The sequence below is a fragment of the Brevibacterium sp. 239c genome, assembly GCF_900169365.1.
Classification (GTDB): domain Bacteria; phylum Actinomycetota; class Actinomycetes; order Actinomycetales; family Brevibacteriaceae; genus Brevibacterium.
Genome location: NZ_FXZH01000003.1, coordinates 82,857 through 109,188, shown reverse-complemented (window position 1 = coordinate 109,188; position 26,332 = coordinate 82,857). Strand labels below are relative to the sequence as shown.

The window sequence follows — 26,332 nt, the reverse complement described above, 5'->3', positions numbered from 1 at the left end:
GAATCCGGACCCGCGAACCGAGCCGAATCGGCTGAGGTCTACAATCGAATCGAACCACTCCTTTAACCACCGTCCGGAGAGGCGGAGAAGGGGAAGCATGACACAGCGAACAGTGCTCGATGCCCCAGATATGAAACGGGCAATGACCCGTATCGCCCACGAGATCATCGAGTCCAACAAGGGCAGCGACGACCTCGTTCTTCTCGGAATTCCGCGCCGCGGCGTTCCTCTGGCCACTCGTCTGGCAGAGCAGATCGCCTCGATCTCGGCACGACCTGAGATGGCCGGCGAGCTCGTCGGCAGCCTCGATATCACGATGTACCGTGACGACCTGCGCAGCGGTGCCTACCGTGCACCTGAACCCACCACTATCCCCGCCGACGGCATCGATGCCAAGACCGTGGTCCTCGTCGACGATGTGCTCTTCTCCGGGCGGACGATCAGAGCAGCCCTCGACGCGCTCTCCGATCTGGGTCGTCCGTCCAAGGTCCGCCTCGCCGTCCTCGTCGATCGGGGCCACCGGGATCTGCCGATCCGCGCCGATCACGTCGGAAAGAACCTTCCCACCTCCAACAGCGAACGCGTCAACGTCTCCCTGCTCGAGATCGACGGAGAAGACGGCGTCACCATCTCGGGAGGTCGCGAATGAAACACCTCCTCGACACCATCTCCTTAAGCCGTGAAGAAGCTATCTCGATCCTCGACATCGCAGAGGAGATGACTCAGGTCTCCGAACGTGAGGTCAAGAAGCTTCCCGTCCTGCGCGGACGCACCGTCGTCAATCTCTTCTTCGAAGACTCGACCCGGACCCGGCTGTCCTTCGAAGCCGCGGCCAAGAGGCTCTCAGCAGACGTCCTCAACTTCTCTGCAAAGGGCTCTTCAGTGTCCAAGGGCGAGAGCCTGCAGGACACCATCCAGACGATCTCGGCAATGGGAGCCGACGCTCTCGTCGTTAGGCACCCCGGCTCGGGCACTCCGCATCGCCTGGCCCACACCGGCTGGATCGACGTTCCCGTCGTCAACGCCGGCGATGGCACCCACGAACATCCGACACAGGCGCTGCTCGACGCCTTCACCCTGCGTCGTGCCCTCGGCGGGTTCTCCGCCTCAGGCGCTGTCAAAGAGGGCCCTCGCGGACGCGGACTCGACGGGGCGAAAGTCGCCATCGTCGGTGACGTTCTCCATTCCCGGGTAGCCCGCTCGAATGTCCACCTGCTGGCCCGCCTCGGCGCTGAAGTCCACCTCGTGGCACCGCCGACTCTGCTCCCGTGGGGTGTCGAGAATTGGCCCGTGACACTCCACTACGACCTCGACGAGGCCCTGCACAGCGAAGACTTTGCGGCCGTGATGATGCTGCGTGTCCAGAACGAGCGCATGCACGAATCGTTCTTCCCCAACGAACGCGAATACGCACGACTGTGGGGACTTTCGGCAGCCCGGCTGGCCGGACTGCCGAAGGAGACTTTCATCATGCACCCGGGGCCGATGAACCGCGGCTTCGAAATCTCAGCGGCAGCAGCCGACTCACCGCGTGCACTCATTCTCGACCAGGTCGAGAACGGAGTGAGCGTGCGAATGGCGGTCCTGTACCGCCTCTTGACGGGCCAGGAGGGAACCAATGAATGATTATCTGATCCGCGGTGCGAATGTGCTGGGCCAGGGAATCGCCGATATTGCGGTCAGGGAATCGACGATCGTCGACCCCGAACTGCTCGATCCCACGAGCAGCGATGTGGAGGTCGTGAGCGCTGAGGGGCTGATCGCCCTGCCCGGGCTCGTCGACATGCATACGCATCTGCGCGAGCCCGGAAAAGAGGACGCGGAGACGATCCTGAGCGGATCACGCTCGGCCGCCTCGGGCGGGTTCACCTGTGTTCATGCGATGGCGAACACGGCCCCGGTGGCCGATACTGCAGGCGTCGTCGAGCAGGTCCACCGGCTCGGCCGGACCGCCGGCTACACCGAAGTCGTGCCCATCGGAGCTGTGACCATCGGCCTGGAGGGGAAGAATCTCGCAGAAATCGGAGCCATGGCCCGTTCGGCGGCTCGAGTCAGGATCTTCTCCGACGACGGCATCTGCGTCTCAGACCCGCTGCTCATGCGCCGGGCCCTCGAATACGTCAAGACATTCGACGGAGTCATCGCCCAGCACGCCCAGGAACCGCGCCTGACCGAAGGCGCGCAGATGAACGAGGGAGTCGTCTCGGCTGAACTGGGACTGCCCGGCTGGCCGGCCGTGGCCGAGGAATCGATCATCGCCCGCGATGTGCTCTTGGCCGAACATGTGGGCTCACGCCTGCACATCTGCCACGTATCGACCAAGGGCAGCGTCGACATCATCCGGTGGGCGAAGTCCCGCGGAGTCGAGATCACCGCCGAGGTCACCCCGCACCACCTGATGCTCACCGACGAACTCGTCCGCAGCTTCGACCCCGTCTACAAGGTCAACCCACCGCTGCGCACGGAAGCCGACGTGACCGCCCTGCGCGAAGCGCTGGCCGACGGCACGATCGATGTCATCGGCACCGATCACGCCCCGCACACCGCCGAGCACAAATGCAGCGAGTGGACGGCTGCGGCCATGGGAATGGTCGGCATGGAGACCGCGCTGCCCATCGTCGTCGAGGCGATGCGCAACTACGACTTCGACTACGGAGACCTTGCCCGCGTCATGTCCGCAACACCGGCACGGATCACAGGGGCCACCGGTCACGGCAGCCTCGAGATCGGTGCGAGCGCGAACATCGTCCTCATCGACCCGGCCTCCACACACACGATCGTGCCCGAGGACCATGCCACGAAGGGCCGCAACAATCCCTTCGCCGGACTCGAGGTCTCCACCTCGATCACCGACACCTTCTTCTACGGCCACCGGGTGCTCTCCGGCGGCGAACTCAGCACACCCCATCCGGCAGGAGCATCATGGACAGACCAGTAAGCGTCATCATCATCGCAGTCGTCTTCCTCCTCCTGATCCTTGCGATCACCTGGGGCTGGAGCCGACGAAAGAAGAGCCAGACCGAAATGCCGCAGCCTGCGAAACCGCACATGGGAATCAAAGCCGTCTCCGATCCCGTCGAAGGATCCTACGTATCGACGACCTTGGCCGGGCACCCACTCGAACGAGTCGCCGTCCACGGCCTCGGCATCCGCACCACCGGAGAGATCGTCATCACCGATGGGGGAGTCGTCATGGACCTCGCCGGACGTGAGGACTTCCTGATCCCCAGGCGCGATATCGTCTCCGTCGACACCACCGCCGGGATGATCGGCAAGTTCGTCGAACGCGGCGGAATCGTGCGCATCACCTGGCGGCTGGGGGAGACCCTCGTCGACACAGGCTTCCGCGCCCGCTACTCCGCCAGCACCACACCCACCGTCGCCCGCATCCGCGAAATGATCGAAGAGGCACAATGAGACTGTCCACCACACCCGCTGTCCTCGTCCTCGAAGACGGACGCACCTTCCGCGGCTCCGCATACGGGGCCGTCGGCGAGACCCTGGGCGAAGCGGTCTTCGTCACCGCAATGTCGGGCTATCAGGAGACCCTGACCGACCCGTCCTACCATCGTCAGATCGTGATCCAGACGGCTCCGCACATCGGCAACACGGGAATCACCGATGACGACGACGAATCAGCCAAGATCTGGGTCGCCGGCTACGTCGTCCGCGACGCCTCCCGTGTGTCCTCGAACTGGCGCTCCATCGGAGACCTGTCCACGCGCCTCGAAGAATCAGGCATCGTGGGCATCAGCGACGTCGACACCCGGGCCCTGACCCTGCACCTGCGTGAAGCGGGAGCCATGCGCATGGGCATCTTCTCCGGCCCTGCCGCCGAGGTTGAGGACAAAGAGCTGCTGGCCAAGGTTCAGGCCTCACCACACATGGCTGGAGCGAAACTGGCCGAAGAGGTCTCGATCACCGAGCCCAAACTTGTCCCCGCAGTCGGCGCAGTCGGCGAGAAGAAATTCAGCGTCGCAGCCCTGGACCTGGGCATCAAGTCGATGACCCCCGAACGGCTGAGCGAACGTGGCATCGAGGTCCACCTCCTGCCCGCCACGACAAGTTTCGCGGAGATCCAGGCACTCGGCGTCGACGGGGTCTTCTTCTCCAACGGTCCCGGTGACCCAGCGACCGCCGATACCCAGGTCGAACTTCTCCGCGAGGTCCTCGGCGCGCAGATCCCGTTCTTCGGAATCTGCTTCGGCAACCAGCTGTTGGGCAGGGCATTGGGCTTCGGCACATACAAACTGCCCTTCGGCCACCGCGGCATCAACGTCCCCGTCATGGATCGCACTACCGACAAGGTCGAGATCACCTCGCAGAACCACGGCTTCGCCGTCGACGCACCCCTAGACGGCGAGACACAGGCCCCGCACGACGCGAGCTTCGGTCGCGTGCGCGTCTCCCACGTGTGCCTCAACGATGACGTGGTCGAAGGGCTCGAATGCCTCGACATCCCCGCGTTCTCCGTCCAGTTCCATCCGGAGGCTGCAGCCGGACCCCACGACTCGAGCTACCTGTTCGATCGATTCATCGACCTCATGTCCGCTTCCCCGGTCGCACAGGCCTAAGGAGAACCATGCCACTCAGACAAGATCTCACATCCGTCCTCGTCATCGGCTCCGGTCCCATCGTCATCGGCCAGGCGTGTGAATTCGACTACTCGGGCACCCAGGCCTGCCGTGTGCTGCGCGAAGAGGGCCTGCGCGTCATCCTCATCAACTCGAACCCCGCGACGATCATGACCGATCCCGACGTCGCCGACGCCACCTATGTCGAACCGATCGACCCCGACATCATCGAATCGATCATCGACAAGGAGCGCCCCGACGCGATCCTGCCGACCCTGGGCGGACAGACTGCGCTCAACGCAGCGATCGCGCTGCACGATGCGGGCACCCTCGAGAAGTACGGGGTCGAACTCATCGGCGCCGACGTCGACGCCATCCAGCGCGGCGAGGACCGGCAGAAGTTCAAGACCATCGTCGAGGAATGCGGCGCGGAATCGGCCAAGTCCATCATCTGCCACACCATCGACGAGGCACTGGCCGGGGCCGAAGAACTCAACTATCCCGTCGTCGTGCGTCCCTCGTTCACAATGGGTGGACTGGGATCGGGCATGGCCTATGACGAGAACGACCTGCGGCGCATCGCCGGCGCCGGTCTGGGCGACTCCATCACACACGAGGTGCTCCTCGAGGAGTCGATCCTCGGCTGGAAGGAATACGAACTCGAACTCATGCGCGACCACAAAGACAACGTGGTCGTCATCTGTTCGATCGAGAACGTCGATCCTGTCGGAGTACACACCGGTGACTCCATCACAGTCGCCCCGTCACTGACTCTGACCGACCGCGAATACCAGAAGATGCGCGACATCGGCATCGACGTCATCCGTGCAGTCGGAGTCGCCACAGGCGGCTGCAACATCCAGTACGCCGTGGACCCGAAGACCGGACGCATCGTCGTCATCGAAATGAACCCCCGGGTCTCGAGGTCCTCGGCACTGGCCTCGAAGGCCACAGGCTTCCCGATCGCCAAGATGGCTGCCAAACTGGCCGTGGGGTATTCGCTCGACGAGATCCCCAACGACATCACACGGGTCACGCCTGCCAGCTTCGAACCGACACTTGACTACGTCGTCGTCAAGATCCCGCGATTCACCTTCGAAAAGTTCCCTGCTGCGGACCCGACGCTGACCACGACCATGAAATCCGTGGGCGAGGTTATGGCACTGGGCCGCAACTTCACCACCGCTCTGCAGAAGGCCATGCGGTCGATGGAGCAGCGCGACGCCTCATTCTCATGGTCCGATCTGCCCGACATCAGCGATGAGGATGTCAGAGAATCCGTCCTCGAAGCGATCTCGCATGCAACAGCCGACCGCATCCATTCTGTTCAGCGCGGACTGGCCGCCGGCCTGAGCAACGAGGAGGTCTTCGAAGCCTGCGAGATCGATCCCTGGTTCCTTGACCAGATCGAACTCATCAATGAGGTCGCCGAGTACATCTCCACAGCAGACGAACTCGACGCCCAGGTGTTCAAAGTCGCGAAGAACCACGGATTCTCCGACGAGCAGATCGCGAGTCTGCGCACACTCGACACCGGCGTCGTCACCGGAGTCCGCCGCGCGCTGCGTGTCCGTCCCGTGTTCAAGACTGTGGACACCTGCGCAGGTGAGTTCGCCGCACATACTCCGTACCACTACTCGAGCTATGACGAGGAGACCGAGGTCGCACCTCGCGAGAAGCCTGCCGTGATCATCCTCGGTTCGGGACCCAACAGAATCGGTCAGGGCATCGAGTTCGACTACTCATGCGTGCACGCGACCATGGCTATCTCCGAAGCCGGGTACGAGACGATCATGGTCAACTGCAACCCGGAGACCGTGTCCACGGACTACGACACCGCTGATCGCCTCTACTTCGAGCCGCTGACCTTCGAAGACGTGATGGAGGTCTACCACGCCGAGGTGGCCGCCGGTCCCGTACTCGGCGTCGTCTGCACCCTGGGTGGTCAGACCCCGCTGGGCTTGGCCGACGATCTCAAAGCCGCAGGAGTCCCGGTCCTCGGCACGCAGCCCGAAGCGATCGACCTGGCCGAAGACCGCGGCGAATTCGGCGCCGTCCTCGACCGTGCCGGTCTCACCGCACCGAAGCACGGCACCGCAGTGACGTACTCAGAGGCCGAGAAGATCGCCGAAGAAATCGGCTACCCGGTCCTCGTCCGCCCCTCGTACGTGCTCGGCGGCCGCGGCATGCAGATCGTCTACGACCGCACTCAGCTCGTGGACTACATGGCCACTGCCACGGAGATCTCTGTGGACCGTCCCGTCCTCGTCGACCGGTTCCTCGAGGACGCCATCGAAATCGATGTCGATGCCCTCTACGACGGCACCGACATCTTCATCGGCGGCATCATGGAGCACATCGAGGAAGCAGGAATCCATTCCGGCGACTCAGCCTGCGTGCTGCCGTCGCTGACCCTGGGCGAAGATGTGCTTGAGCGGGTCCGCACGGCCACATTGGCGATCGCCGAAGGCACCAACGTGCGCGGGCTGCTCAACATCCAGTTCGCCATCACCGCTGACGTGCTCCATGTCATCGAAGCCAATCCGCGTGCCTCCCGGACCGTGCCGTTCGTCTCGAAGGCCACATCCACACAGCTGGCGAAGGCCGCCGCACTCATCGCGGTCGGACGCACGATCGCCGATATGCGCGGAGGCTTGCTCCCGGAGACCTGCGACGGTTCGCGACTTCCACTGGATCATCCGATCGCGGTCAAAGAAGCGGTCCTGCCGTTTTGTCGGTTCCGGACTGTCGAAGGCAAGGTCGTCGATTCGATCCTCGGACCGGAGATGCGTTCGACCGGTGAGGTCATGGGCATCGACCACGACTTCCCGACAGCATTTGCGAAGGGGCTGCTGGGAGCATCGATCAAGCTGCCGACCTCCGGCACCGTGTTCGTATCCGTCGCAGACCGGGACAAACGTGCCATGGTCCTGCCGGTCAAGGAACTCGTCGACTTGGGCTTCGACGTGGTCGCCACAACCGGAACGGCCGCAGTCCTGTCCCGGTACGGCATCAAGACCACACAGGTGCACAAACACTTCGAGGCCGACGCCGAGGATCGCACGATCCTCGACTACCTGGCCGCCGGCACGATCGACATGGTCATCAACGTCCCATCCGGCCGTCAGGAAAGGGCAGACGGCTACGAGATCCGTGCCTCGGCGACCGCGCACTCCGTGCCGTTGATCACGACGCTCGCCGAGTTCGCTGCCGCAGTCACCTCACTCGAGGTCGTCCGTGACAAGACCTTCAAGGTCCGCAGCCTGCAGGACTGGAACTCGTGATGTTCGGTGCCCGCCTGCAGGCGGCCATGGACGAGCACGGGCCGCTGTGCGTGGGCATCGACCCCCATGACCATCTCCTCGAAGCCTGGGGCTTGCCGTGCACAGCGGAAGGGCTGCGTGAATTCTCTCTGCGCACGGTGACCGAGCTGGCGGGGAATGTGGCCGCGGTCAAACCGCAGTCAGCCTTCTTCGAGCAGTACGGATCGGCCGGAGTCGCTGTCCTCGAAGAGACCTTGGCGGCCTGCCGGGAACACGATCTCATCAGCGTCCTCGACATCAAACGCGGGGATATCGGGTCGACCATGGGAGCCTACGCACGCGCGTACCTGGACCCCGCCTCGGCGACGGCAGCCGATTCGATCACGGCATCTCCGTATCTGGGATTCGGGGCGCTGGAGCCTGCCTTCGAGCTCGCGCAGACCCATGATCGGGGAGTCTTCGTCCTCGCACTGACATCGAACCCGGAAGGGGCAGAGGTCCAGCATGCCAGGCGCGGCGAGGCCGTCGAAGGCTTCGGAGACACCGTAGCCGGGTCGATCGTCGGCCAGGTCGCGCAGCGCAACTTGGCTGCCTCCCCACAGGGTCTCGGGCGCTTCGGTCTGGTCGTTGGTGCAACGATCGGATCCACGGCCCGCGAACTCGGATTCGACCCGTCTGCATGTGGTGGGCCGATCCTGGCGCCGGGAGTCGGCGCCCAGGGAGCGGGCATCAGTGAACTCATCGGCGTCTTCGGAGCAGATGCGATCACTGCTAACCAGGTTCTGGCCACAACCTCACGCGCTGTGCTCGGTGCGGGGCCCGACGGGCTGCAGGCCGCAGCGAAAGCACTGAACCTATCCCTGAAACAGGTGGGCTGAGCCCAGATACCGACGAGATCTCCCGGCTTCAGACAGTGCTTCTGCCCAGCAGTCCAGAGTACTGTTTGAAGCCGGCTCTCTCGTACATTCTCACGGCGCCTTCGGACGAGTGGACCGTGATGTAATCAAGTCCACGTCGGTGAGCATATTCGACGACTTCGGTGACGAGCCGATGACCAATACCGCACCCGCGTAGCTTCGGGGCGACAAAGCACGATTGGACATCACCGCTTGCTCGATTTGGATTCAGAGGCGCCAGCACCCGCGGAAGTATCGCCAACCACGCCATGCCGACCGTTTCGTCTCTGAGGACAGCCACGAAGGGGACGTGTGAGTCCGAGTGACGTTGCGACCAATCAGCGGCTGCTACTGTAAATTCCTCGAGTGGGAGAAGTTCGCTGCGGTCATGCTGTTCCAGGGCCCACCGCCAACGCAGCTCGGCTAAGCCGGGCAGGTCCTGCTCGGTGGCCAAACGGACACTGACATTGGGGGCCGCCTGTTCTGGGGCACAACCGCCTTCGTGAGCTGCGCCCTGAGATATTGCTGTGCCTCGCGCCATGCGCCTATCCAACCACTGGTGATATCCCGGGTCAACGGGGTGCTGAAAACGACGGTTTCTGCAGACACTTGAGTTTTCTTTCTCGCTTTATGCCTCTCACGAGGGTTTTTGTTTTAGACTGAAGCAACTTCCCTACCTGCCCGTTCATGGTGACAGAGGAGATAATGTGGCACTCGAACCTTTGACCCCGCAACAGCGTTCAGCTGCTCTTGACAAGGCTTTCAAAGCGCGTCAGGCGCGAGCCGAGGTCAAAACCGCGCTGAAGAATGGTCAAACCGATCTCACTTCCGTGCTGAAGAAGGCCGATGCAGATGAAGCACTCGCGAAGATGCGCGTCGTCGATCTGCTGAGATCACTGCCCGGAGTCGGCGATCGACGCGCGGAAGCGGCCATGGAAGATGTGGGCATCGCATCGTCACGTCGAATCAAGGGCCTGGGTGTGCACCAGAAGAACGCCCTGTTGGAGAAATACTCCTGAATGTGTGAACAATAGTTCTGTGAATAATCGACTGACCGTCCTCGCGGGACCTACCGCGGTCGGAAAAGGCACCATCAGCGCGTACATCAGAGATCATCATCCCGAAGTCTGGTTCTCCGTCTCCGCCACCACGCGGCCGCGGCGACCCGGGGAAACCGATGGTGTTCATTATCACTTCATCAGCGATGACGAATTCGACTCACTCATCGCTGCCGGTGAGCTGCTTGAGTACGCCGTCGTCCACGGACGCCACCGCTACGGCACCCCATCGGCTCAGGTTCAGGAGAAGCTGACCCAGGGGATACCGTCCCTGTTGGAGATCGATCTCCAGGGAGCGCGCCAGGTCAAGGACAAGATGCCCGACGCACTGTTCGTCTTCCTGGCTCCGCCCAGCTGGGAGGAACTCGTGTCGCGACTCACCGGTCGCGGAACGGAAACGGCAGCAGAACAAGAGCGTCGTCTGACCACGGCCAAGCGGGAATTGCAGGCCGAATCCGAGTTCGATGTCACCATCATCAATGACCACGTTCGCACTGCGGCCGAAGAACTCATATCATTGATGGGTATATCCACTACCGATTAGATTGGACATTCATTGCCTGCACAACCTGAAGGCATCACCAATCCACCGATTGATGATCTGCTGGCCGTGACCAGCTCGAAGTACGAACTGGTCTCGATTGCGGCTCAGCGAGCACGCCAGATCAACTCCTACTACGCCCAGCTCCAAGAGGGACTGCTTGAGAACGTCGGTCCGCTGGTGACCCCGGGCACGCACGAGAAGCCGCTGTCGATTGCGCTCCGCGAGATCAACGAAGGCAAGATCGTGGCTCGCGAAGTCACCGAAGCCGACTTCGGTGCTCTCGCCCCAGAACCTGCGCAGCCCGCTGCCAGCAACGACGGCGCACTGGACTTCAGCGACCAGTGAGAACCGTACTCGGCGTCGCCGGTGGAATCGCCGCCTACAAGGCGTGCCATGTCATTCGGCGACTCCGGGAACTCGGGCACAGCGTCAAAGTCGTGCCCACCGCCAGTGCGTTGAATTTCGTCGGTGCCGCCACCTTTGAGGCACTGTCCTCACAGACCGTGACCACCGATGTCTTCGACGAGATTGATTCGGTCAACCATGTCCGCATCGGGCAGGAAGCCGAACTCGTCATCATCGCCCCCGCCACGGCCAACACTCTGGCCAAGTTGGCCGCAGGCATCGCCGATGACCTGCTCACCGCCACGGTCCTGACAACGACCGCCGAGGTGGTCGTTGCCCCAGCTATGCACACCGAAATGTGGCAGAACGCCGCCACCGTCGCCAACATCGCGACCTTGAAACAGCGCGGCATCCACGTCCTCGAACCCGCTGTGGGACGTCTCACCGGGCCCGATTCGGGCCCCGGCCGGCTCCCTGAACCCGACACGATAGTCGACTTCTCCCTGGCCGCCGCCGCGAACGCACACACGTCCGCTGTCGCCTCGGCAGGGTCAGGACGGCTGCACGGAAAGCACCTCGTCATCAGCGCCGGCGGAACCAGAGAACCACTCGATCCCGTGCGCTACCTCGGGAATCGTTCCTCAGGCAAGCAGGGCGTTGCCCTGGCTCGTGCCGCTGCCCGTGCCGGAGCCCACGTCGACCTGGTTGCGGCCAACATCGATTCGGGACTGCTGTCCGATCTGCCCGACAGTGTCCGAATCACCACGGTCGAGTCCACGCTTGAACTCCAGACTCAGATGCACGCCTCTCAGGCCGACGCCGATGCCGTCATCATGGCCGCCGCCGTTGCTGATTACCGGCCGGCTGAGCGCACCGACTCGAAGATGAAGAAGTCGGGCGACGAGGGAATGACTCTGCAGCTGATCCAGAACCCTGATGTGCTCGTGGGGCTGGTCGAATCACGTCGTCAGCCTCAGATCATCATCGGTTTCGCCGCCGAGACCGGAGATTCTCATCACAGTGCACTCGACTACGCGATGGCGAAGTTCCGCCGCAAGGGTGTGGACTTCCTCGTCTTCAACAACGTCTCCGGCGACAGGGCCTTCGGCCAGGACGACAATGCCGTGCAGATTCTCACCGCCGACGGTGACGACGTCGTCGCCGGCACGGAAATCCACGGCAGCAAAGACGATGTTTCGGAAAAGGTCATCGAGGCTCTCGCCGATCGTGTGGAATGCGTAGAATCGACGCCGTGAGTCAATCAAATCTGCGCTTCTTCTCGTCCGAATCCGTCACCGAGGGCCACCCCGACAAGATCTGTGACCAGATCAGCGACGCCGTCCTCGACGATCTGCTGAGTCAGGACCCGAACGCCAAAGTCGCCGTCGAGACGATGGTCACCACCGGACTCGTCCACGTGGCCGGCGAGGTCAACACCGCGGCCTACGCCGACGTGGCAGGCATCGTCCGTCAGCTCATCACCGGCATCGGCTACGACTCCTCCGACACTGGATTCGATGGCCATTCCTGCGGTGTGTCCGTCTCCATCGGCAGCCAGTCCACCGACATCCATTCCGGTGTGACCAACCCGCTGGACTTCCGCGAAGCCGTGGATTCCGATCACGGTTCCAGCCTGGGCGCCGGCGACCAGGGCCTCATGTTCGGCTACGCCGACAACGCCACCAACGTCCTCATGCCCATGCCGATCCATCTCGCCTCACGCATGGCGGAGAAACTCTCCGAAGTGCGCAAGACCGGAGCATTGGACTATCTGCGTCCTGACGGCAAGACCCAGCTGACACTCGGCTACGACGGAAACGAAGCCGTGTCGATCGAGAACATCGTGGTCTCGACCCAGCACGCCGCGCACGTCGACCAGGCCCAGCTGCATTCGGAGATCAAGGACTTCGTCATCGACCCGGTCATCGCCGGCTCCAACCTCGACGTCAGCCATGCCAACATCCACATCAACCCCGCCGGGCCCTTCGTCACCGGCGGACCGATGGGAGATGCCGGACTGACCGGCCGCAAGATCATCGTCGACACCTACGGCGGATACTCCCGCCACGGCGGCGGCGCCTTCTCCGGCAAGGACCCTTCGAAGGTCGACCGCTCCGCCGCCTATGCCATGCGCTGGGTCGCGAAGAACGTCGTCGCCGCCGGGCTCGCCGACCGCGCCGAGGTGCAGGTCTCCTATGCGATCGGCCGCGTCGACCCGATGGGCCTCTACGTCGAAACCTTCGGCACCGAGAAGGTGGACCCCCACGCGATCTCGAAGGCGATTCGGGAGGTCTTCGACCTGCGACCAGCCATGATCATCCAGGAACTCGACCTCCTGCGCCCGATCTACTCTCAGACTTCGACCTACGGCCACTTCGGCCGCGAGCTCTCCGACTTCACTTGGGAGGTCACGGACCGTGCCGACGATCTGCTGCGCGCAGTCTCCTCGGCTTGATGGACGAACCTCTTCCCATCGACACCGGCACCTCCGCCATCGGGCAGGTGCCGGTGGCATCGGAAGACCCCGTGGCTCACGTGCTCATCGATCACCCGGTGCCGCACCTGGCCCGGACCTTCGACTATGCCGTGCCGGAGAAATTCGCCGACACAGCCCGCCCCGGTGTGCGAGTCAGGGTCAAATTCGCCGGGAAGCTGCGTGACGGATTCCTGCTCGAACGGGTTGAGAAATCCGAACACATCGGACCACTCGCCACGATCGAGCGCATCACCAGCCCCGTCGTCGTGCTCACACCAGAACTGCTGCGCCTAGCCACTGCCACGGCCCGCCGCTACGCGGGAACCCTCTCCGATGTGCTGCGTCTGGCGATCCCGCCCCGCCACGCACGTGCCGAAAAGGCGGTGCTCAAGGCGGAGAAGGCCGCGCAACAGCAGCAGAGCGACTCCGCAGCGCCGACGGCAGGCGAGGCCGCGAACTCAACGTCCGAGGGCTCGGCTTCAACTTCCAACACCCCGACTTCAACGACAACGGACACGATCGGCCGCCTCGGCGAATGGGTGGTCAACGAATCCGCCCACGACAGAGAAGACAAGTTCCCAGCCGCCGAACATCCGCGGATCGCCATGACCTGCGTCCCCGGACCCACCCCAGGACTGAGTTGGATCACCGCCGGCCTGGAAGCTGCCCGAGCAACGCTGGCGGCGGGGGAGTCGGTGCTGTGGCTGGTGCCCGATCATCGTGAACTTGCCGTGCTCGCGGCCGCACTCGACTCCAGCGAGGACATCGGCTCGTACTCCGTGCTCAGCGCCGATCAATCACCCGAGCAACGCTGGAAAGCCTGGCTGCGTGGCCTGCTGGGACACACACGTGTGACGATCGGCACCAGAGCAGCCGCCTTCGCCCCGGTCGAAGGGTTGGGCCTCATCATCTGCTTCGACGACTCGAACTCGAACTACCTCGACCAGCACGCACCATACCCACACGCCAGGGAAGTGTGCCTGCTGAGGTCGACCATCGACTCCACCGGGCTGCTGTTCGTCTCCACCGATCGCAGCGCAGAGATCCAACGCCTGGTTGAGGTCGGATGGCTGCACGACGCCACACCCACCGGCCCGGAACGCCGTGAGGGCGCACCGCGGGTATACGTCCCCGACGAGGAGCGAGACCCCTTCGCCTGGCAGCGCATCCCCTCACGCGCCTGGCAGCTGATGCGCGGTGCCCTGCGCCCAGGAACCAAGGACACGAACGCGGTCGGACCCGTCCTCGTCCAGGTCCCGCGGGCCGGATACTATCCGGTGTTCGCCTGCGCGAGATGCCAAGAGGTCGCACGCTGCCCACAGTGTTCGGCAACCCTGACCACACAGTCCGAGGTCGGCCCCTTCGCCTGTCGCTCATGCGGGTTCCATTCCGATACGTTCTCCTGCGGACGCTGCCGCTCGAACCAGGTCCGCTCGATCGTGCGCGGCAGAGGTCGGACCGTCGAAGAGCTGCGCAAGGCCATGCCGGGCATCGAAATCCTCGAGTCCGGCGGGGACGACATCCCCGTCGCCATCGACGACTCTCCACGCATCGTCGTCGCCACCACCGGAGCAGAGCCCTACGTCCTCGGCGGCTACGCCTGCGCAATCCTGCTCGACTCGCTGTGGCCGGGGCCATGGATGCGCTCAACCGATGAGGGGGTCAGCCGGAGGCTGCGTGCGGCCGTCCTCGTGAGATCACGCACAGCCGGGGGAGTCGTCTACCTCGGCGACACCGATGAGACGATCCGGAACACGGTGACCACCTTCGACCCGGTCACCACCATGTCCCGGGCGCTCAACGATCGGATGGAGCTCGGCTTTCCGCCCTACCGGCGCATCGTTGAACTCACCGGCGCCGGCGCCGATATCGACGCCATGATCACCGCCGTACCCGAGCTGACCGAACTCATCCGCGACTCCGACGACGATGGCCAGAAGGCCGTCGCCGCCTACCCGATCGCTGCAGGCGACACGGTCGGCGAGGCATTGGCTCATCTGATCGCCTCCCGGTCTGCGAAGAAGCTCCCCCAGGTGCGTGTGCGCATCGACGATCCGCGGTCTCTGTGAGCATCCCGATGCCCGGACTCCGCGTCCGCGAAGCGAACAAGTAGAATTCCTCAAGTGGATATCGTCTTTGCCGGAACTCCGGATGCCGCAGTGCCAGCCCTCGAGGCTCTCGTCGAATCTCGACACCGCATCCGTGCCGTCCTCACCCGACCCGATGCCCCGGTGGGACGCAAACGTGTCCTCACCCCCTCACCCGTGAAAGCCCGTGCCCTCGAACTCGGTCTCGACGTCATCGAGGCGAGCCGACTCCGCGGCGAGGTCATCACAGAACTCAGAGCCCTCAAGGTCGACGCCGTAGCCGTCGTCGCCTATGGGGCCATCGCCGGACCGGCAGCACTGGCGACTGCCGAACTCGGCTGGTTCAACCTCCATTTCTCGCTTCTCCCAGAACATCGCGGAGCCGCTCCGGTCCAACGTGCCCTCATCGCAGGCCAGAGCCACAGTGGAGTCAGCGTGTTCAAGATCGACGAGGGCATGGACTCCGGGCCCGTCCTGCGCCGCCTCGAACTCCCGTTGGACCATCCCGATGTCGCCACCGCACTCGACGACTATGCCCATAGGGGTGCGGCCGAACTGGTCGCGGCCTTCGACGACCTGGCCGACGGCACCGCGGTCATGAGCCCGCAGTCAGGGGAAGCGAGCCACGCGGACAAGATCGGTATCGCCGACGCCCATCTCGACTTCTCCGAGCCCGCACGGGCGATCATTGACCGTGCCCGGGGAGTCAGCCCGAGTCCCGGACCATGGGCCAACATCGATGGGAAGCGGGCCAAACTCTTCGGACTCGCACCCGCTCCCGACGTCGCCGCGGCCACCGATGTCGGGCTGCTGACCTCTTGGCAGAAGACAGCTGTCATCGGCTGCGGCGACGGCTGGGTCCAGGTCGAGGAGATCCAACCCTTCGGCAAGCCTCGGATGGCTGCCGTGGACTTCCTGCGTGGCCGTGGCGACATCCGATTCGACCCCAGCGAAGCTAGTGCCGAGCCGACGGCAGACCCCGAGCAAGGAGCATGAGACCGATGCCAGCAGATGAGCGCATGCCGAGGAAGAGACCAGCGGGGAACAAGCCCCCAACAGGCGGCAAGTCCTCCGGCAACGGACCCTCGGGTGGGCGAGAGCCGCGTCAGGCCAAGAACTTGCCTCGGCGCATCGCCTGGGAGGTCCTCGTCGATGTGGAGACGAAGGACTCGTACGCGAACCTGCTCCTGCCCGCCAAGCTCGCCCGCACGCATATGGATCCCCAAGATGCGGCGTTCACGACCGAACTCACCTATGGCGCGCTGCGCCAACAGGAGTTCTACGATGCGATCATCGCCAAGGCCGCGAACCGCCCCATCGACAGCATCGACCCTGAACCGCTGGCCGGAATGCGCCTCGGCGCCCACCAGATCCTGTCCATGCGCGTGCCCGACCATGCAGCACTGTCGGAGACCGTGGCCGTCATCAAGTCCTATGCTCCGAAGACGGCCGGGTTCGTCAACGCCGTACTCCGCCGGGTCTCCGAGGTCGACCGGGACGAATGGCTGCGCCGTGTCACCGCCGGAGCCAGCGCAGTGAGCGAGCAGGCCATCGAATACTCCCATCCGGAATGGATCGTCCGGGCCATGACACAGGCCCTTAAGGGCCACGGCCGGCAGGCGTCTGAACTGCAGGCCCTGCTCGAAGCCGACAATGCGGCAGCGAAGGTCAGCGTCTCCGCTCTGCCGGGACTCATCGACCGCAGCGAACTGCCCGGGCAGCCGACCGAATTCTCACCCATCGGCGTCACCCTCGACACAGCGGTGCCCAAGAACGTCGATGCCGTCGCCAGCGGCCGGGCCCGAGTGCAGGACGAAGGGTCCGCGCTGGTGGCTCTGGCCCTGGCGCAGGTTGAGGCACCGGCAGGCACCTGGGCGGACCTGTGTGCAGGACCCGGTGGCAAGGCCGCAGTCCTCGCGGCGATTGCGAAGGCGTCGGGAACCTTTCTCGATGCCTTCGACTCCAGCGAGCACAGGGTCGAACTTGTGCGATCCTCCACCCAGGCCCTCGATAACGTCACGACCCGCGTCCAAGACGCCCGCGAGGCCACAGGCCCCTACGCGAAGGTGCTCGTCGACGTTCCCTGCTCGGGACTCGGCGCCCTGCGTCGTCGCCCCGAGGCCCGCTACCGTCGTCGCCCTGAGGACATCAACGCGCTGGCAGGACTGCAGCGAGAACTGTTGCGGGCAGCCTTGGACGCATGCGCTGCCGGGGGAGTCGTCGCCTACTCGACCTGCTCTCCCCACTACGCGGAGACAGTGCTCGTCGTCGACGATGTCCTGCGCGGGTCCGACATTGAAATCCTGGATGCCCCAGCTGTCCTCGCAGAGGTCACGGGCACCGATGCCGAAGGGTTCACCTCGGTGAGCCGGGGAGCGGGACGGTACGCTCAGCTGTGGCCCCATGTCCACAACACCGATGGAATGTTCTTGGCTCTGATGCGGAAGGCGCACTGAAATGGCGATCGAGATCAACCCCAGCATCCTCAGCTCCGACTTCTCGGACCTGCGAGGCGAACTGGCAAAAATCAGCACCGCCGATATGGCGCACATCGACGTGATGGACAACCATTTCGTTCCGAACCTCACCTTCGGCCCGCCCGTGGTCGAACGGATCCAGGCGATCAGTCCGATCCCGCTCGACGCACACCTGATGATCGCCGACGCGGACCGGAACGCACCGGTCTACGCCGAGCTCGGCTGCGCCTCGGTGACCTTCCACGCCGAGGCGGCCGCCGCACCTGTGCGCCTGGCTCGGGAGATCCGAAAGCTGGGAGCCAAAGCCAGCCTCGCACTCAAGCCGGCGACCCCCATCGAGCCCTACATCGACCTCCTCGGCGAGTTCGACCAGATCCTCATCATGACCGTCGAACCCGGTTTCGGTGGACAGAAGTTCCTGGATGTGTGCCTGCCGAAGATCCGTCGCACCCGTGAGGCGATTTCAGCCTCCGGGCTGGAGATCAAGCTGCAGGTCGACGGGGGAGTCTCGACGTCGACGATCGAACGCGTCGTCGACGCCGGCGCCGATGTGCTCGTGGCCGGCTCCGCCGTCTACGGACCCGACGATGCAGCCACCGCGATCTCGGAGCTGCGTGAACTCGCAGCATCACACGTGCACTGAAGAAGGCGGAAATGGAACTGCTCGACTGGCTGAACACCCCAGCATTCGAACTGCTGGGCAAACCAGTGCCGTATTCCGACCTGTTCGGCAATATCTGCGCCTTGGCCACCGTGGTCCTGGCGCTGCGGCGCAACATTCTGTCCTGGCCGGTCCAGATCCTGGGTTCCATCCTTCTCTTCGCCGCCAGCATCTCCGCCGGACTCGGCGGCAACGCCTCCCGCCAGGTCGTCATCATCGTGGCCGCAGTGTGGGGCTGGACGCAGTGGAAGAAATCCCGGGAAGCCGCCGGCGAAGTCCTCGTCCGCTGGGCGACCTGGAAGGAGCGACTGCTCCTGATCGGCGGGCTCCTCGTGGGCACCGGAGTCTTCGGCTACGTCCTGGCACTGGGCGGATGGTCCTGGAACCCCTATCCCGACGCCTACATCTTCGTCGGCTCAATCGTGGCGATGTACGCCCAGGGTCGTGCGATCGTCGAATTCTGGTTCGTGTGGCTGGCCGTCGACCTCGTAGGGATACCCCTGGCCGTCGCCGGAGGACTCGTGTTCTCCGGTGCCGTATACCTCATCTTCCTCGTCATGGTCGTCCTCGGCTTCATCGACTGGTCGAAGAGATCGAAGCAGACGATCTCGGCGCCTCATCGAGGCGCCACGGACATCAACCGAGGCAGCGAGGAATGAGACCTCCCAGTCGTGGGTGATCGTCCCGTCGAGTGGACCGTTCCGTAGTGGGGTAGCGTCCCGATGGCCGAGACCCCGTGTGAGCGTGTTGAGATCGATGTATTAGGCTGGTTTCGTGAAGACTTTTGACTCGCTGTACGCCGAACTCCTGCAGAAATCCCTCGATCGTCCTGAAGGCTCGAAGACCGTGGCCGAACTCGACGCAGGAGTCCATGCGATCGGGAAGAAGGTCGTCGAAGAAGCCGCAGAGGTCTGGATGGCGGCCGAATATGAGACTAAGGATGACCTCGCCGAGGAGATCTCCCAGCTGCTCTACCACCTGCAGGTGCTCATGGTCGCTAAGGATCTCAGCCTCGACGACGTCAACTCACATCTCTAGAGGTCAACCCGCATCAGTCGAGACGCACGGAGCTGCAGATCGACTCCACAATAACCGTTGACGATGAAACACAAAAGGACACCATGCTGCGTGTAGCCGTGCCGAACAAGGGCGCACTGTCCGAAGCCGCCTCCGAGATGCTCAGCGAGGCCGGATACTCCACTCGCCGGGGGAGTAAGACCTTGGTCCATCAGGACGAAGTCAACGGCGTCGAGTTCTTCTACCTGCGCCCCCGCGATATTGCCGTCTACGTCGGATCGGGCATCCTCGACGCCGGCATCACCGGTCGTGACCTGCTGTTGGAGTCGAAGGCCGAAGCGCAGGAAGTCATCGGTCTCGGCTTCGGTGCCTCCCGCTTCTTCTACGCCGGAGTCACCGGTTCCTACACCTCGCCCACCCAGCTGGAAGGCGCACGCATCGCCACCAGCTTCCCGAACCTCGTCGAAGCCGACCTGCAGGCCCGGGGCATCAACGCAAAAACCGTCCAACTCGACGGTGCCATCGAAGTTTCCATCCAGCTCGGCGTCGCCGAGGCCATCGCCGATGTGGTCGAGACCGGCAGCACGCTGCGCGCTGCAGGGCTCGAGACATTCGGGGAGCCACTGCTGGAATCCGAAGCCGTCCTCGTCCAGCGCGACGGAGCAGCCGAGACCATCGAGGTGCTGCGACGCCGTCTCGAATCCGTGATGGTGGCCCGGCAGTACGTGCTCGTCGACTACAACATCGAAGAGCGGCTGCTCCCCGAAGCACTCGGACTCACCCCCGGTCTCGAATCACCCACCATCTCCCCACTGCAGGAGACCGGCTGGGTGGCGGCCCGCGTCATGGTCGAATCCAAAGAGGTCAACAACGTCATGGACCGTCTCTACGCGGTCGGTGCCCGTGCGATTCTGGTGACGAACATTGGCGCCTGCCGAATCTGAATTCCGCGTCTTCCGACCCCGCCAGGTGCGCATCATCAGCACCGTCGGCGCAGTGATGGTGTTCATCGGCTTCGCGGTGCTGTCCATCGCACTGCTCGTCGTGGACTGGGATCCCTGGACCCCGCTCGACGTGGTCTGGATGAACCTGCTCGGTATCATCTTCGCTGCGGCACTGCTGCGCGTCGCCGACATCCAGGCCCGACCCAGTGAATCCGGTCTGGTCGTGAAGAACATGGTCAGGACGCGCACCTTCGCCTGGGGGCAGATCCTCGGCGTCGCCTTCTCACCGGAAGGGGACGATCCGTGGCCCACTCTTGATCTGACCGACGGAACCACATATGCCGTGATGGCGATCCAGCACGCAGATGGACCCCGAGCCCACGAGGAATGTCAGCGGTTGCGTATGCTCATCGCTAGATGGACCCACTTCAAGGAGGAATAGGAATGTCGAAGGACACAATCACAGGGGTCGAAGGCCCACTGACCGGATACACGGTCGTCGACCTCTCACGCGCATTGGCCGGCCCACACGCGGGAATGATGTTCGGCGACCTCGGCGCCCGTGTGATCAAAGTCGAAAACCCGGGCAAAGGCGATGACTCACGGTCCTGGGGCCCTCCATTCGTCGGTCCCGAAGACGACCCGCAGGCCACATACTTCTTCTCCTGCAACCGCAACAAGGAATCCATCGCCCTCGACCTCAAATCGGACACCGGCAAGGAGACGTTGCGGGAACTGATCTCCCGCGCCGATGTGCTGATCGAGAACTTCCGCTCCGGAGTCCTCGACCGCCTCGGGTTCTCCACCGCCGTGTGCATGGAGATCAACCCCCGCCTGGTGCTGCTCTCGATCACCGGTTTCGGCCACGACGGCCCCGAGTCCTCCCGGGCAGGCTACGACCAGATCGCCCAGGGCGAGGCCGGACTCATGTCGCTGACCGGGTCCGGGCCCGATGACATGCAGCGTGTGGGTGTGCCCATCGCCGATCTCCTGGCCGGCATCTACGGCTCCTACGGTGTGCTCGCCGCCCTCCTCGAACGCGAACGCACGGGCAAGGGCAAGGTCGTGCGCACCTCCCTCATCGCCGGCATGGTCGGAGTCCACGCCTTCCAGGGCACACGCGCCACAGTGGCCGGACAGACCCCTGAGCCAGGCGGCAACCACCACCCTTCGCTCTCGCCCTACGGACTGTTCAGGTGCGACGACGGTGCCGTGCAGATCTCCGTGGGCAACGAGAACCTGTGGCAGAAGTTCTGCGCAGCCTTCGACATCGATCCGGCCACCGAGGGCATGGGCGACAACGCCTCACGCGTCGCGAACCGTCCGGCCGTGATCGAACTCATCGAAAGCAAGTTCGCCGCCTACGGACCGGACGATCTCCTCGCTAAGCTCGGCGCCGCCGGAATTCCATCCGGCACCGTCCGCACCCTGCAAGAGGTCTACTCCTGGGATCAGGCACTGAGCCAAGGACTCAAGGTCTCGGTCGACCACCCGGTTCTCGGTGACATCGACCTGCCCGGACCACCCCTGCGGTTCTTCGACGCAGATGGTGAGGCCGAGGTCGAAACCACGCGGACAGCCCACGATGCGCCGCCGCTGCTGAATGAGGATGCCGAGGCGATCGTGTCCTGGCTCGATTCGGACAGCTGAGGCCCTGACCGCAGCGCCACCGTCTGATCTGCACCCGGTGGTCCAACTTCGCTTTACCGTTCGTCAGACACACCTGAAACAGGAGATAAGCACGTGGCACGGTTGAATGCACATGAACTCGTCGACATCGTCGTGGATGACGGATCATTCGTGTCCTGGGATACGGCTCCGGTCATGCCCGCAGGAGGCATCTCCGAGGAGTACGCGGCCGAACTCGCCGCTGCCCGGGAGAAGTCCGGGGTCGATGAGGCCATCATCACCGGCGAAGGCATGATCGAGGGGCGCCGCGTCGCCATCGTGGCCGGAGAATTCCGGTTCCTCGCCGGTTCGATCGGAGTCTCAGCGGCCCAACGGCTCGTCGAGGCGATCGAACGAGCCACGCTCGAGGGGCTGCCGCTTCTGGCAGGACCGGCCTCGGGCGGAACCAGGATGCAGGAAGGCACCATCGCATTCCTGTCGATGGTCAAGATCACCAATGCCGTGATGGCTCACCGCCGGGCCGCCCTGCCCTACCTGGTGTATTTGCGGCATCCCACCACCGGCGGGGTCTTCGCCTCCTGGGGGTCGATGGGCCACGTCACCGTCGCCGAGGCGGGGTCCCTCATCGGCTTCCTCGGCCCACGTGTCTACGAAGCCATCTATGGGGAGAAGTTTCCCGAGAATGTGCAGACCGGTGAGAACCTGCACAAGCACGGCATCATCGACGCGGTGATCGGTCCCGAGCGGATTCAGACCACCGTGGCTCGCGTCCTCGACGTGCTCATGGGCGCCAAAGAGATTCCGCTGCGCGTCGCCGATCCTGACACCCGCCCCGAGGTGGTGGACCCGAACTCCGATGCCTGGGAGGCGATCACCCGGTCGCGCAACCCGGAGCGTCCTGGAGTCCGTGACCTCCTGCGCACCGCAGCCAACACCGTGTTGCCACTCAACGGCACCGGACAGGGGGAGAAGGATCCCGGCCTGCTGCTCGCACTGGCGAAATTCGGCTCCGCCCCGTGCATCATCCTCGGCCAGGACCGGTTCCGTCAGGACTCCCGGGCACCTCTGGGGCCTGCAGCATTGCGCGAGGCTAGGCGCGGCATGCGGTTGGCGGCCGAACTCAATCTTCCTCTCGTGACCGTCATCGACACCCCTGGCGCTGCACTGTCGAAATCCGCCGAAGAAGGGGGAATCGCCGGAGAGATCGCCCGCAGCCTCGCCGATCTCGCGAACCTCGACGCCCCCTCGGTGTCCCTCATCCTCGGTGAAGGATCCGGTGGGGGAGCCCTCGCACTGATTCCCGCCGATCGAGTCCTCAGCGCCGAGAACGGCTGGCTCTCACCGCTGCCACCGGAAGGCGCCTCAGCGATCGTGCACCGAACAACCGAGCGCGCACCGGAGATGGCCCAAAGCCAGGGCGTGCATGCACCCATGCTCAAGGAGACGGGAGTCGTCAACCGCATCATCGCCGAACATCCGGACGCTAGCCAGGAGCCGTTGGACTTCGTGTCCCGGGTGGGTGCGACACTGGAGTACGAACTCATCGAACTCATGCGCGAACCCTCCGATCGTCGCCTGGCGCGGCGGATGGAACGGTATCGCACACTTGGAATCTGAACGTCGATTGGGAATCTAGGAGAATCACATGGTTGCTATCAGAGTCATACCCTGCCTCGACGTCGACGAAGGACGTGTCGTCAAGGGCGTGAAGTTCGCTGACCTCAAGGATGCCGGCGACCCGGTCGAACTGGCGCGACGCTACGGGGAGTCCGGAGCAGACGAGCTGACGTTTCTCGATGTCACCGCCAGCAGCGGTGATCGGGAGACCGTCCACGACATCGTCCGTGCCTGCGCGGAAGAGGTCTTCATCCCGCTGACCGTCGGCGGCGGCATCCGCAGCGTCAACGACGTCGACCGGCTTCTGCGCGATGGGGCCGACAAGGTCTCCGTCAACACGTCCGCGGTGGCAGATCCGACGCTCATCAGCGATATCGCCCACCATTTCGGCAATCAGGTCCTCGTCCTCTCCCTCGACGCCCGTCGTACTCAGGGGACGCAGACTCCGTCTGGCTTCGAAGTCACCACCCGCGGTGGTCGTGAGGGGACCGGTCGCTGTGCGATCGAGTGGATCACCGAGGCGGCCGGACGCGGCGTCGGTGAGATCCTGCTCAACTCCATCGACGCAGACGGGACCCGTGACGGCTTCGATCTCGAGCTCATCGCCGCGGCTCGCGCAGCCGTCGACGTTCCGCTGATCGCGTCCGGGGGAGCCGGACGGGTCGAACACTTCGCTCCGGCCGTGGCTGCCGGAGCCGACGCGCTGCTGGCCGCAAGTGTCTTCCACTTCGGGACACTGAGCATCGCCGAGGTCAAAGACGCACTGCGCAAGGAAGGAATCGAGGTCCGATGAGCACACACGATTCAACCACCCAGGTCGATGCCGATCCGGACAATTGGCGCGAACTGATCACTGTCAACCCCGACGGGCTCATTCCCGTCATCGTCCAGGAAGTCACGACCCGAGAAGTCCTCATGATGGCGTGGATGGACACCGAAGCCATCGAACGCTCCCTGAGCACCGGTGCCGCTGTGTACTGGTCGCGGTCCCGGCAGGAATACTGGGTCAAGGGTGAGACTTCGGGGCACACACAGAAGGTGATCTCCCTGAGCCTCGACTGCGATGCCGACGCTCTGCTCATGGAGGTCGAACAGACCGGTCCGGCCTGCCACACCCAGACCCCGACCTGCTTCACCGGAAGGACCATCAGTGCCAACTGACACAGGGACCACCGACACAGGATCCAGCGACACAGGATCCGCAGACACAGCGCTGGCGATTCGCCCCAGCCTTGAGGAATTCCGCGCTTCGGGCGCCGACCATCGCCTGGTGCCGGTCCACGCGGAGGTCCTCGCCGACACCGAGACCCCGCTGAGCCTGTACCGCAAGCTCACGGACGGTGGCCCCGGCAGCTTCCTTTTCGAATCGGCCGTGTCCGGAGCCTGGGCGCGCTACTCGTTCATCGGCTCCGCGCCGGTGGCCACCCTGATCTCCGAGGGAGAGAGCTTTCGTTGGGAAGGCACACCGCCGGTGGGGATCCCGACCGAAGGCAGCGTTCTCGATGCCGTCACCGCGACCCTCGAGCTCCTTGCTGTGGACGGGACCGATTCGCTTCTGCCACCGATGGTCTCGAGCTTCGTCGGGTACTTCGGATGGGACATTGTGCGTGAGTTCGAGCGCCTCGGCCCCGCCCTCGCCAATGAGCACCATCTGCCGACTGTGCAGCTGATGATCCCCGGAGACATCGCGGTCTACGACCATTACTCGGGAACCCTCACGCTTGTCGCCAACGTATTCAACGTCAATGGAGCCAATACCGGCATCGACGAGGCCTACCACGCTGGTGTGCATCGGATCGAAGCGATGCTGGCCCGAATCAGCAGGCCCAGCGAAGCCGAGATCTCGAGCACGCACTTCGTCAAACCCGAGGTCACGACCCGCACCGACCCGCAGGTCTATCTCGACAACGTCGAACGCGCCAAACTCGAGATCGTCGACGGAGAGATCTTCCAGGTCGTCCTCGGGCAACGCTTCGACACCGCGTGCGAAGCCGATCCGCTGACCGTCTATCGGATGCTGCGTCATTCGAACCCCAGCCCGTTCATGTACCTGCTTAACCTCCATGACGACCAAGAACAGCCCGCCAGCATCATCGGCTCATCCCCGGAGGCCCTTGTCACGGTCCGCTCCGGCGACGTCGTGACCCACCCGATTGCGGGTTCACGCCCTCGCGGCGCCACGACCGAAGAGGACTCGGCGCTGGCCAGAGGCCTCATCAGCGACGAGAAGGAACGTGCCGAGCACCTCATGCTCGTCGACCTCGCCCGCAATGACCTGGCCAAGGTGTGTGTGGCCGGCACCGTCGATGTCAGCGAATTCATGGACATCGTGCGCTACAGCCACATCATGCACATCTCCTCGACCGTGCGCGGACAACTCGCACCCGGGCACGGCGCCGTGGACGTTCTGCGGGCCACGTTCCCGGCTGGCACACTCTCCGGAGCGCCGAAGCCGCGGGCTCTGCAGATCATCGACGAACTCGAACCCATCGGCCGCGGAATCTACGGGGGAGTCGTGGGCTATATGTCGTTCACCGGCGACCTCGATCTGGCGATCGCCATCCGTACCGGAGTTCTTCGCAATAAGGTCATGAGCGTGTACGCCGGCGGCGGACTCGTCGCCGATTCCGTGCCCGAAACCGAATATGAGGAATCGCAGAACAAGGCGGCAGCAGTCCTCGGAGCGGCGGCAGCAGCCAGCGCCGTGGAAAAGCTCGGAACTTCGACCAGGGAACGAGGCTGAG

The 26,332-nt window shown here is 64.0% G+C and carries 26 protein-coding genes; 25 read left to right on the top strand and 1 reads right to left on the bottom strand.

Annotation, left to right across the window (positions count from 1 at the left end; translation table 11 throughout):
• Nucleotides 1-97: 97 nt before the first annotated feature.
• Genes pyrR through pyrF form a run of 7 tightly spaced genes read left to right on the top strand, consistent with a single transcriptional unit; the run spans nucleotide 98 to nucleotide 8,715 of the window.
• A complete protein-coding gene (gene pyrR, locus BSP239C_RS03915) occupies nucleotides 98-649 on the top strand; it encodes a bifunctional pyr operon transcriptional regulator/uracil phosphoribosyltransferase PyrR (RefSeq protein WP_101570321.1) in 552 nt (183 codons plus the stop codon).
• Entirely contained in the window at nucleotides 646-1,626 is a 981-nt protein-coding gene (locus BSP239C_RS03910; RefSeq protein ID WP_101570320.1) for an aspartate carbamoyltransferase catalytic subunit, read from the top strand. Before pyrR ends, BSP239C_RS03910 begins: the two co-directional genes overlap by 4 nt.
• On the top strand, nucleotides 1,619-2,938 hold the full coding sequence (locus BSP239C_RS03905; RefSeq protein ID WP_101570319.1) for a dihydroorotase: 1,320 nt from the start codon (nucleotides 1,619-1,621) through the stop codon (nucleotides 2,936-2,938). Before BSP239C_RS03910 ends, BSP239C_RS03905 begins: the two co-directional genes overlap by 8 nt.
• Nucleotides 2,923-3,417 carry a hypothetical protein gene (locus BSP239C_RS03900; RefSeq protein WP_101570318.1) on the top strand — a complete coding sequence of 165 codons (495 nt, stop codon included), beginning with the start codon at nucleotides 2,923-2,925 and terminating at the stop codon, nucleotides 3,415-3,417. Before BSP239C_RS03905 ends, BSP239C_RS03900 begins: the two co-directional genes overlap by 16 nt.
• The gene (gene carA, locus BSP239C_RS03895; RefSeq protein WP_101570317.1) at nucleotides 3,414-4,574 is read left to right on the top strand and encodes a glutamine-hydrolyzing carbamoyl-phosphate synthase small subunit; all 1,161 of its coding nucleotides are present in this window, start codon (nucleotides 3,414-3,416) and stop codon (nucleotides 4,572-4,574) included. The genes BSP239C_RS03900 and carA overlap by 4 nt, the downstream gene beginning before the upstream one ends.
• A gap of 8 nt (nucleotides 4,575-4,582) precedes the next feature.
• Nucleotides 4,583-7,858 carry a carbamoyl-phosphate synthase large subunit gene (gene carB, locus BSP239C_RS03890; protein ID WP_101570316.1) on the top strand — a complete coding sequence of 1,092 codons (3,276 nt, stop codon included), beginning with the start codon at nucleotides 4,583-4,585 and terminating at the stop codon, nucleotides 7,856-7,858.
• A complete protein-coding gene (pyrF, locus tag BSP239C_RS03885; RefSeq protein ID WP_101570315.1) occupies nucleotides 7,858-8,715 on the top strand; it encodes an orotidine-5'-phosphate decarboxylase in 858 nt (285 codons plus the stop codon). The genes carB and pyrF overlap by 1 nt, the downstream gene beginning before the upstream one ends.
• 28 nt (nucleotides 8,716-8,743) lie before the next feature.
• On the opposite strand, the gene BSP239C_RS21325 is transcribed toward pyrF, so the two are convergent.
• Nucleotides 8,744-9,274, bottom strand: coding sequence for a GNAT family N-acetyltransferase (locus BSP239C_RS21325; protein ID WP_101570314.1), 531 nt, complete (start codon nucleotides 9,272-9,274; stop codon nucleotides 8,744-8,746).
• Nucleotides 9,275-9,440: 166 nt separating this feature from the next.
• Between BSP239C_RS21325 and mihF the strand changes: the two genes are divergently transcribed.
• The 18 genes from mihF (at nucleotide 9,441) to trpE (ending at nucleotide 26,331) form a co-directional block, all read left to right on the top strand.
• A complete protein-coding gene (gene mihF / locus BSP239C_RS03875; protein ID WP_101570313.1) occupies nucleotides 9,441-9,752 on the top strand; it encodes an integration host factor, actinobacterial type in 312 nt (103 codons plus the stop codon).
• Nucleotides 9,753-9,771: 19 nt separating this feature from the next.
• Nucleotides 9,772-10,335 (top strand): guanylate kinase, encoded by a 564-nt coding sequence (gmk, locus tag BSP239C_RS03870; protein ID WP_101570312.1) that lies wholly within the window; start codon nucleotides 9,772-9,774, stop codon nucleotides 10,333-10,335.
• Nucleotides 10,336-10,347: 12 nt separating this feature from the next.
• Nucleotides 10,348-10,680 carry a DNA-directed RNA polymerase subunit omega gene (gene rpoZ / locus BSP239C_RS03865; protein ID WP_101570311.1) on the top strand — a complete coding sequence of 111 codons (333 nt, stop codon included), beginning with the start codon at nucleotides 10,348-10,350 and terminating at the stop codon, nucleotides 10,678-10,680.
• Nucleotides 10,677-11,936, top strand: a complete 1,260-nt coding sequence (gene coaBC, locus BSP239C_RS03860) for a bifunctional phosphopantothenoylcysteine decarboxylase/phosphopantothenate--cysteine ligase CoaBC (RefSeq protein ID WP_101570310.1) — start codon at nucleotides 10,677-10,679, stop codon at nucleotides 11,934-11,936. Before rpoZ ends, coaBC begins: the two co-directional genes overlap by 4 nt.
• Nucleotides 11,933-13,135, top strand: coding sequence for a methionine adenosyltransferase (metK, locus tag BSP239C_RS03855; protein ID WP_308298054.1), 1,203 nt, complete (start codon nucleotides 11,933-11,935; stop codon nucleotides 13,133-13,135). Before coaBC ends, metK begins: the two co-directional genes overlap by 4 nt.
• Nucleotides 13,135-15,225, top strand: a complete 2,091-nt coding sequence (locus tag BSP239C_RS03850; protein ID WP_101570308.1) for a primosomal protein N' — start codon at nucleotides 13,135-13,137, stop codon at nucleotides 15,223-15,225. The genes metK and BSP239C_RS03850 overlap by 1 nt, the downstream gene beginning before the upstream one ends.
• A gap of 54 nt (nucleotides 15,226-15,279) precedes the next feature.
• Complete coding sequence (locus BSP239C_RS03845) at nucleotides 15,280-16,239, top strand: methionyl-tRNA formyltransferase (RefSeq protein ID WP_101570307.1); 960 nt, start codon at nucleotides 15,280-15,282, stop codon at nucleotides 16,237-16,239.
• Between the two features lie 5 nt (nucleotides 16,240-16,244).
• On the top strand, nucleotides 16,245-17,699 hold the full coding sequence (locus BSP239C_RS03840; protein ID WP_101570306.1) for an RsmB/NOP family class I SAM-dependent RNA methyltransferase: 1,455 nt from the start codon (nucleotides 16,245-16,247) through the stop codon (nucleotides 17,697-17,699).
• A 1-nt stretch (nucleotide 17,700) separates the two neighbouring features.
• The gene (gene rpe / locus BSP239C_RS03835) at nucleotides 17,701-18,363 is read left to right on the top strand and encodes a ribulose-phosphate 3-epimerase (RefSeq protein WP_101570305.1); all 663 of its coding nucleotides are present in this window, start codon (nucleotides 17,701-17,703) and stop codon (nucleotides 18,361-18,363) included.
• Nucleotides 18,364-18,374: 11 nt separating this feature from the next.
• Nucleotides 18,375-19,040: a nicotinamide mononucleotide transporter family protein gene (locus BSP239C_RS03830; RefSeq protein WP_101570304.1), complete on the top strand. Its 666-nt coding sequence runs from the start codon at nucleotides 18,375-18,377 to the stop codon at nucleotides 19,038-19,040.
• A 115-nt stretch (nucleotides 19,041-19,155) separates the two neighbouring features.
• Entirely contained in the window at nucleotides 19,156-19,419 is a 264-nt protein-coding gene (locus tag BSP239C_RS03825) for a phosphoribosyl-ATP diphosphatase (protein ID WP_101570303.1), read from the top strand.
• An 83-nt stretch (nucleotides 19,420-19,502) separates the two neighbouring features.
• Complete coding sequence (gene hisG, locus BSP239C_RS03820; RefSeq protein WP_101570302.1) at nucleotides 19,503-20,342, top strand: ATP phosphoribosyltransferase; 840 nt, start codon at nucleotides 19,503-19,505, stop codon at nucleotides 20,340-20,342.
• A 25-nt stretch (nucleotides 20,343-20,367) separates the two neighbouring features.
• Complete coding sequence (locus BSP239C_RS03815) at nucleotides 20,368-20,784, top strand: PH domain-containing protein (RefSeq protein ID WP_257930062.1); 417 nt, start codon at nucleotides 20,368-20,370, stop codon at nucleotides 20,782-20,784.
• Nucleotides 20,785-20,786: 2 nt separating this feature from the next.
• On the top strand, nucleotides 20,787-21,992 hold the full coding sequence (locus BSP239C_RS03810) for a CaiB/BaiF CoA-transferase family protein (RefSeq protein ID WP_101570300.1): 1,206 nt from the start codon (nucleotides 20,787-20,789) through the stop codon (nucleotides 21,990-21,992).
• Nucleotides 21,993-22,085: 93 nt separating this feature from the next.
• A complete protein-coding gene (locus tag BSP239C_RS03805) occupies nucleotides 22,086-23,588 on the top strand; it encodes a carboxyl transferase domain-containing protein (RefSeq protein WP_101570299.1) in 1,503 nt (500 codons plus the stop codon).
• Between the two features lie 28 nt (nucleotides 23,589-23,616).
• On the top strand, nucleotides 23,617-24,381 hold the full coding sequence (hisF, locus tag BSP239C_RS03800) for an imidazole glycerol phosphate synthase subunit HisF (protein WP_101570298.1): 765 nt from the start codon (nucleotides 23,617-23,619) through the stop codon (nucleotides 24,379-24,381).
• Nucleotides 24,378-24,749, top strand: a complete 372-nt coding sequence (hisI, locus tag BSP239C_RS03795) for a phosphoribosyl-AMP cyclohydrolase (RefSeq protein ID WP_101570297.1) — start codon at nucleotides 24,378-24,380, stop codon at nucleotides 24,747-24,749. The genes hisF and hisI overlap by 4 nt, the downstream gene beginning before the upstream one ends.
• On the top strand, nucleotides 24,739-26,331 hold the full coding sequence (gene trpE, locus BSP239C_RS03790) for an anthranilate synthase component I (RefSeq protein WP_101570296.1): 1,593 nt from the start codon (nucleotides 24,739-24,741) through the stop codon (nucleotides 26,329-26,331). The genes hisI and trpE overlap by 11 nt, the downstream gene beginning before the upstream one ends.
• Nucleotide 26,332 lies beyond the last annotated feature (1 nt).

What these genes read in the sequence shown, in the direction of transcription:
- rpe (WP_101570305.1), top strand. Translation starts at nt 17,701, where the DNA reads ATGGCGATCGAGATCAACCCCAGCATCCTCAGCTCCGACTTCTCGGAC.
- hisI (WP_101570297.1), top strand. Translation starts at nt 24,378, where the DNA reads ATGAGCACACACGATTCAACCACCCAGGTCGATGCCGATCCGGACAAT.
- BSP239C_RS03900 (WP_101570318.1), top strand. Translation starts at nt 2,923, where the DNA reads ATGGACAGACCAGTAAGCGTCATCATCATCGCAGTCGTCTTCCTCCTC.
- BSP239C_RS03840 (WP_101570306.1), top strand. Translation starts at nt 16,245, where the DNA reads ATGCCAGCAGATGAGCGCATGCCGAGGAAGAGACCAGCGGGGAACAAG.
- BSP239C_RS03810 (WP_101570300.1), top strand. Translation starts at nt 20,787, where the DNA reads ATGTCGAAGGACACAATCACAGGGGTCGAAGGCCCACTGACCGGATAC.
- pyrF (WP_101570315.1), top strand. Translation starts at nt 7,858, where the DNA reads ATGTTCGGTGCCCGCCTGCAGGCGGCCATGGACGAGCACGGGCCGCTG.
- pyrR (WP_101570321.1), top strand. Translation starts at nt 98, where the DNA reads ATGACACAGCGAACAGTGCTCGATGCCCCAGATATGAAACGGGCAATG.
- BSP239C_RS03850 (WP_101570308.1), top strand. Translation starts at nt 13,135, where the DNA reads ATGGACGAACCTCTTCCCATCGACACCGGCACCTCCGCCATCGGGCAG.
- BSP239C_RS03910 (WP_101570320.1), top strand. Translation starts at nt 646, where the DNA reads ATGAAACACCTCCTCGACACCATCTCCTTAAGCCGTGAAGAAGCTATC.
- BSP239C_RS03905 (WP_101570319.1), top strand. Translation starts at nt 1,619, where the DNA reads ATGAATGATTATCTGATCCGCGGTGCGAATGTGCTGGGCCAGGGAATC.
- hisG (WP_101570302.1), top strand. Translation starts at nt 19,503, where the DNA reads ATGCTGCGTGTAGCCGTGCCGAACAAGGGCGCACTGTCCGAAGCCGCC.
- BSP239C_RS03830 (WP_101570304.1), top strand. Translation starts at nt 18,375, where the DNA reads ATGGAACTGCTCGACTGGCTGAACACCCCAGCATTCGAACTGCTGGGC.
- BSP239C_RS21325 (WP_101570314.1), bottom strand. Translation starts at nt 9,274, where the DNA reads ATGGCGCGAGGCACAGCAATATCTCAGGGCGCAGCTCACGAAGGCGGT.
- carA (WP_101570317.1), top strand. Translation starts at nt 3,414, where the DNA reads ATGAGACTGTCCACCACACCCGCTGTCCTCGTCCTCGAAGACGGACGC.
- hisF (WP_101570298.1), top strand. Translation starts at nt 23,617, where the DNA reads ATGGTTGCTATCAGAGTCATACCCTGCCTCGACGTCGACGAAGGACGT.
- carB (WP_101570316.1), top strand. Translation starts at nt 4,583, where the DNA reads ATGCCACTCAGACAAGATCTCACATCCGTCCTCGTCATCGGCTCCGGT.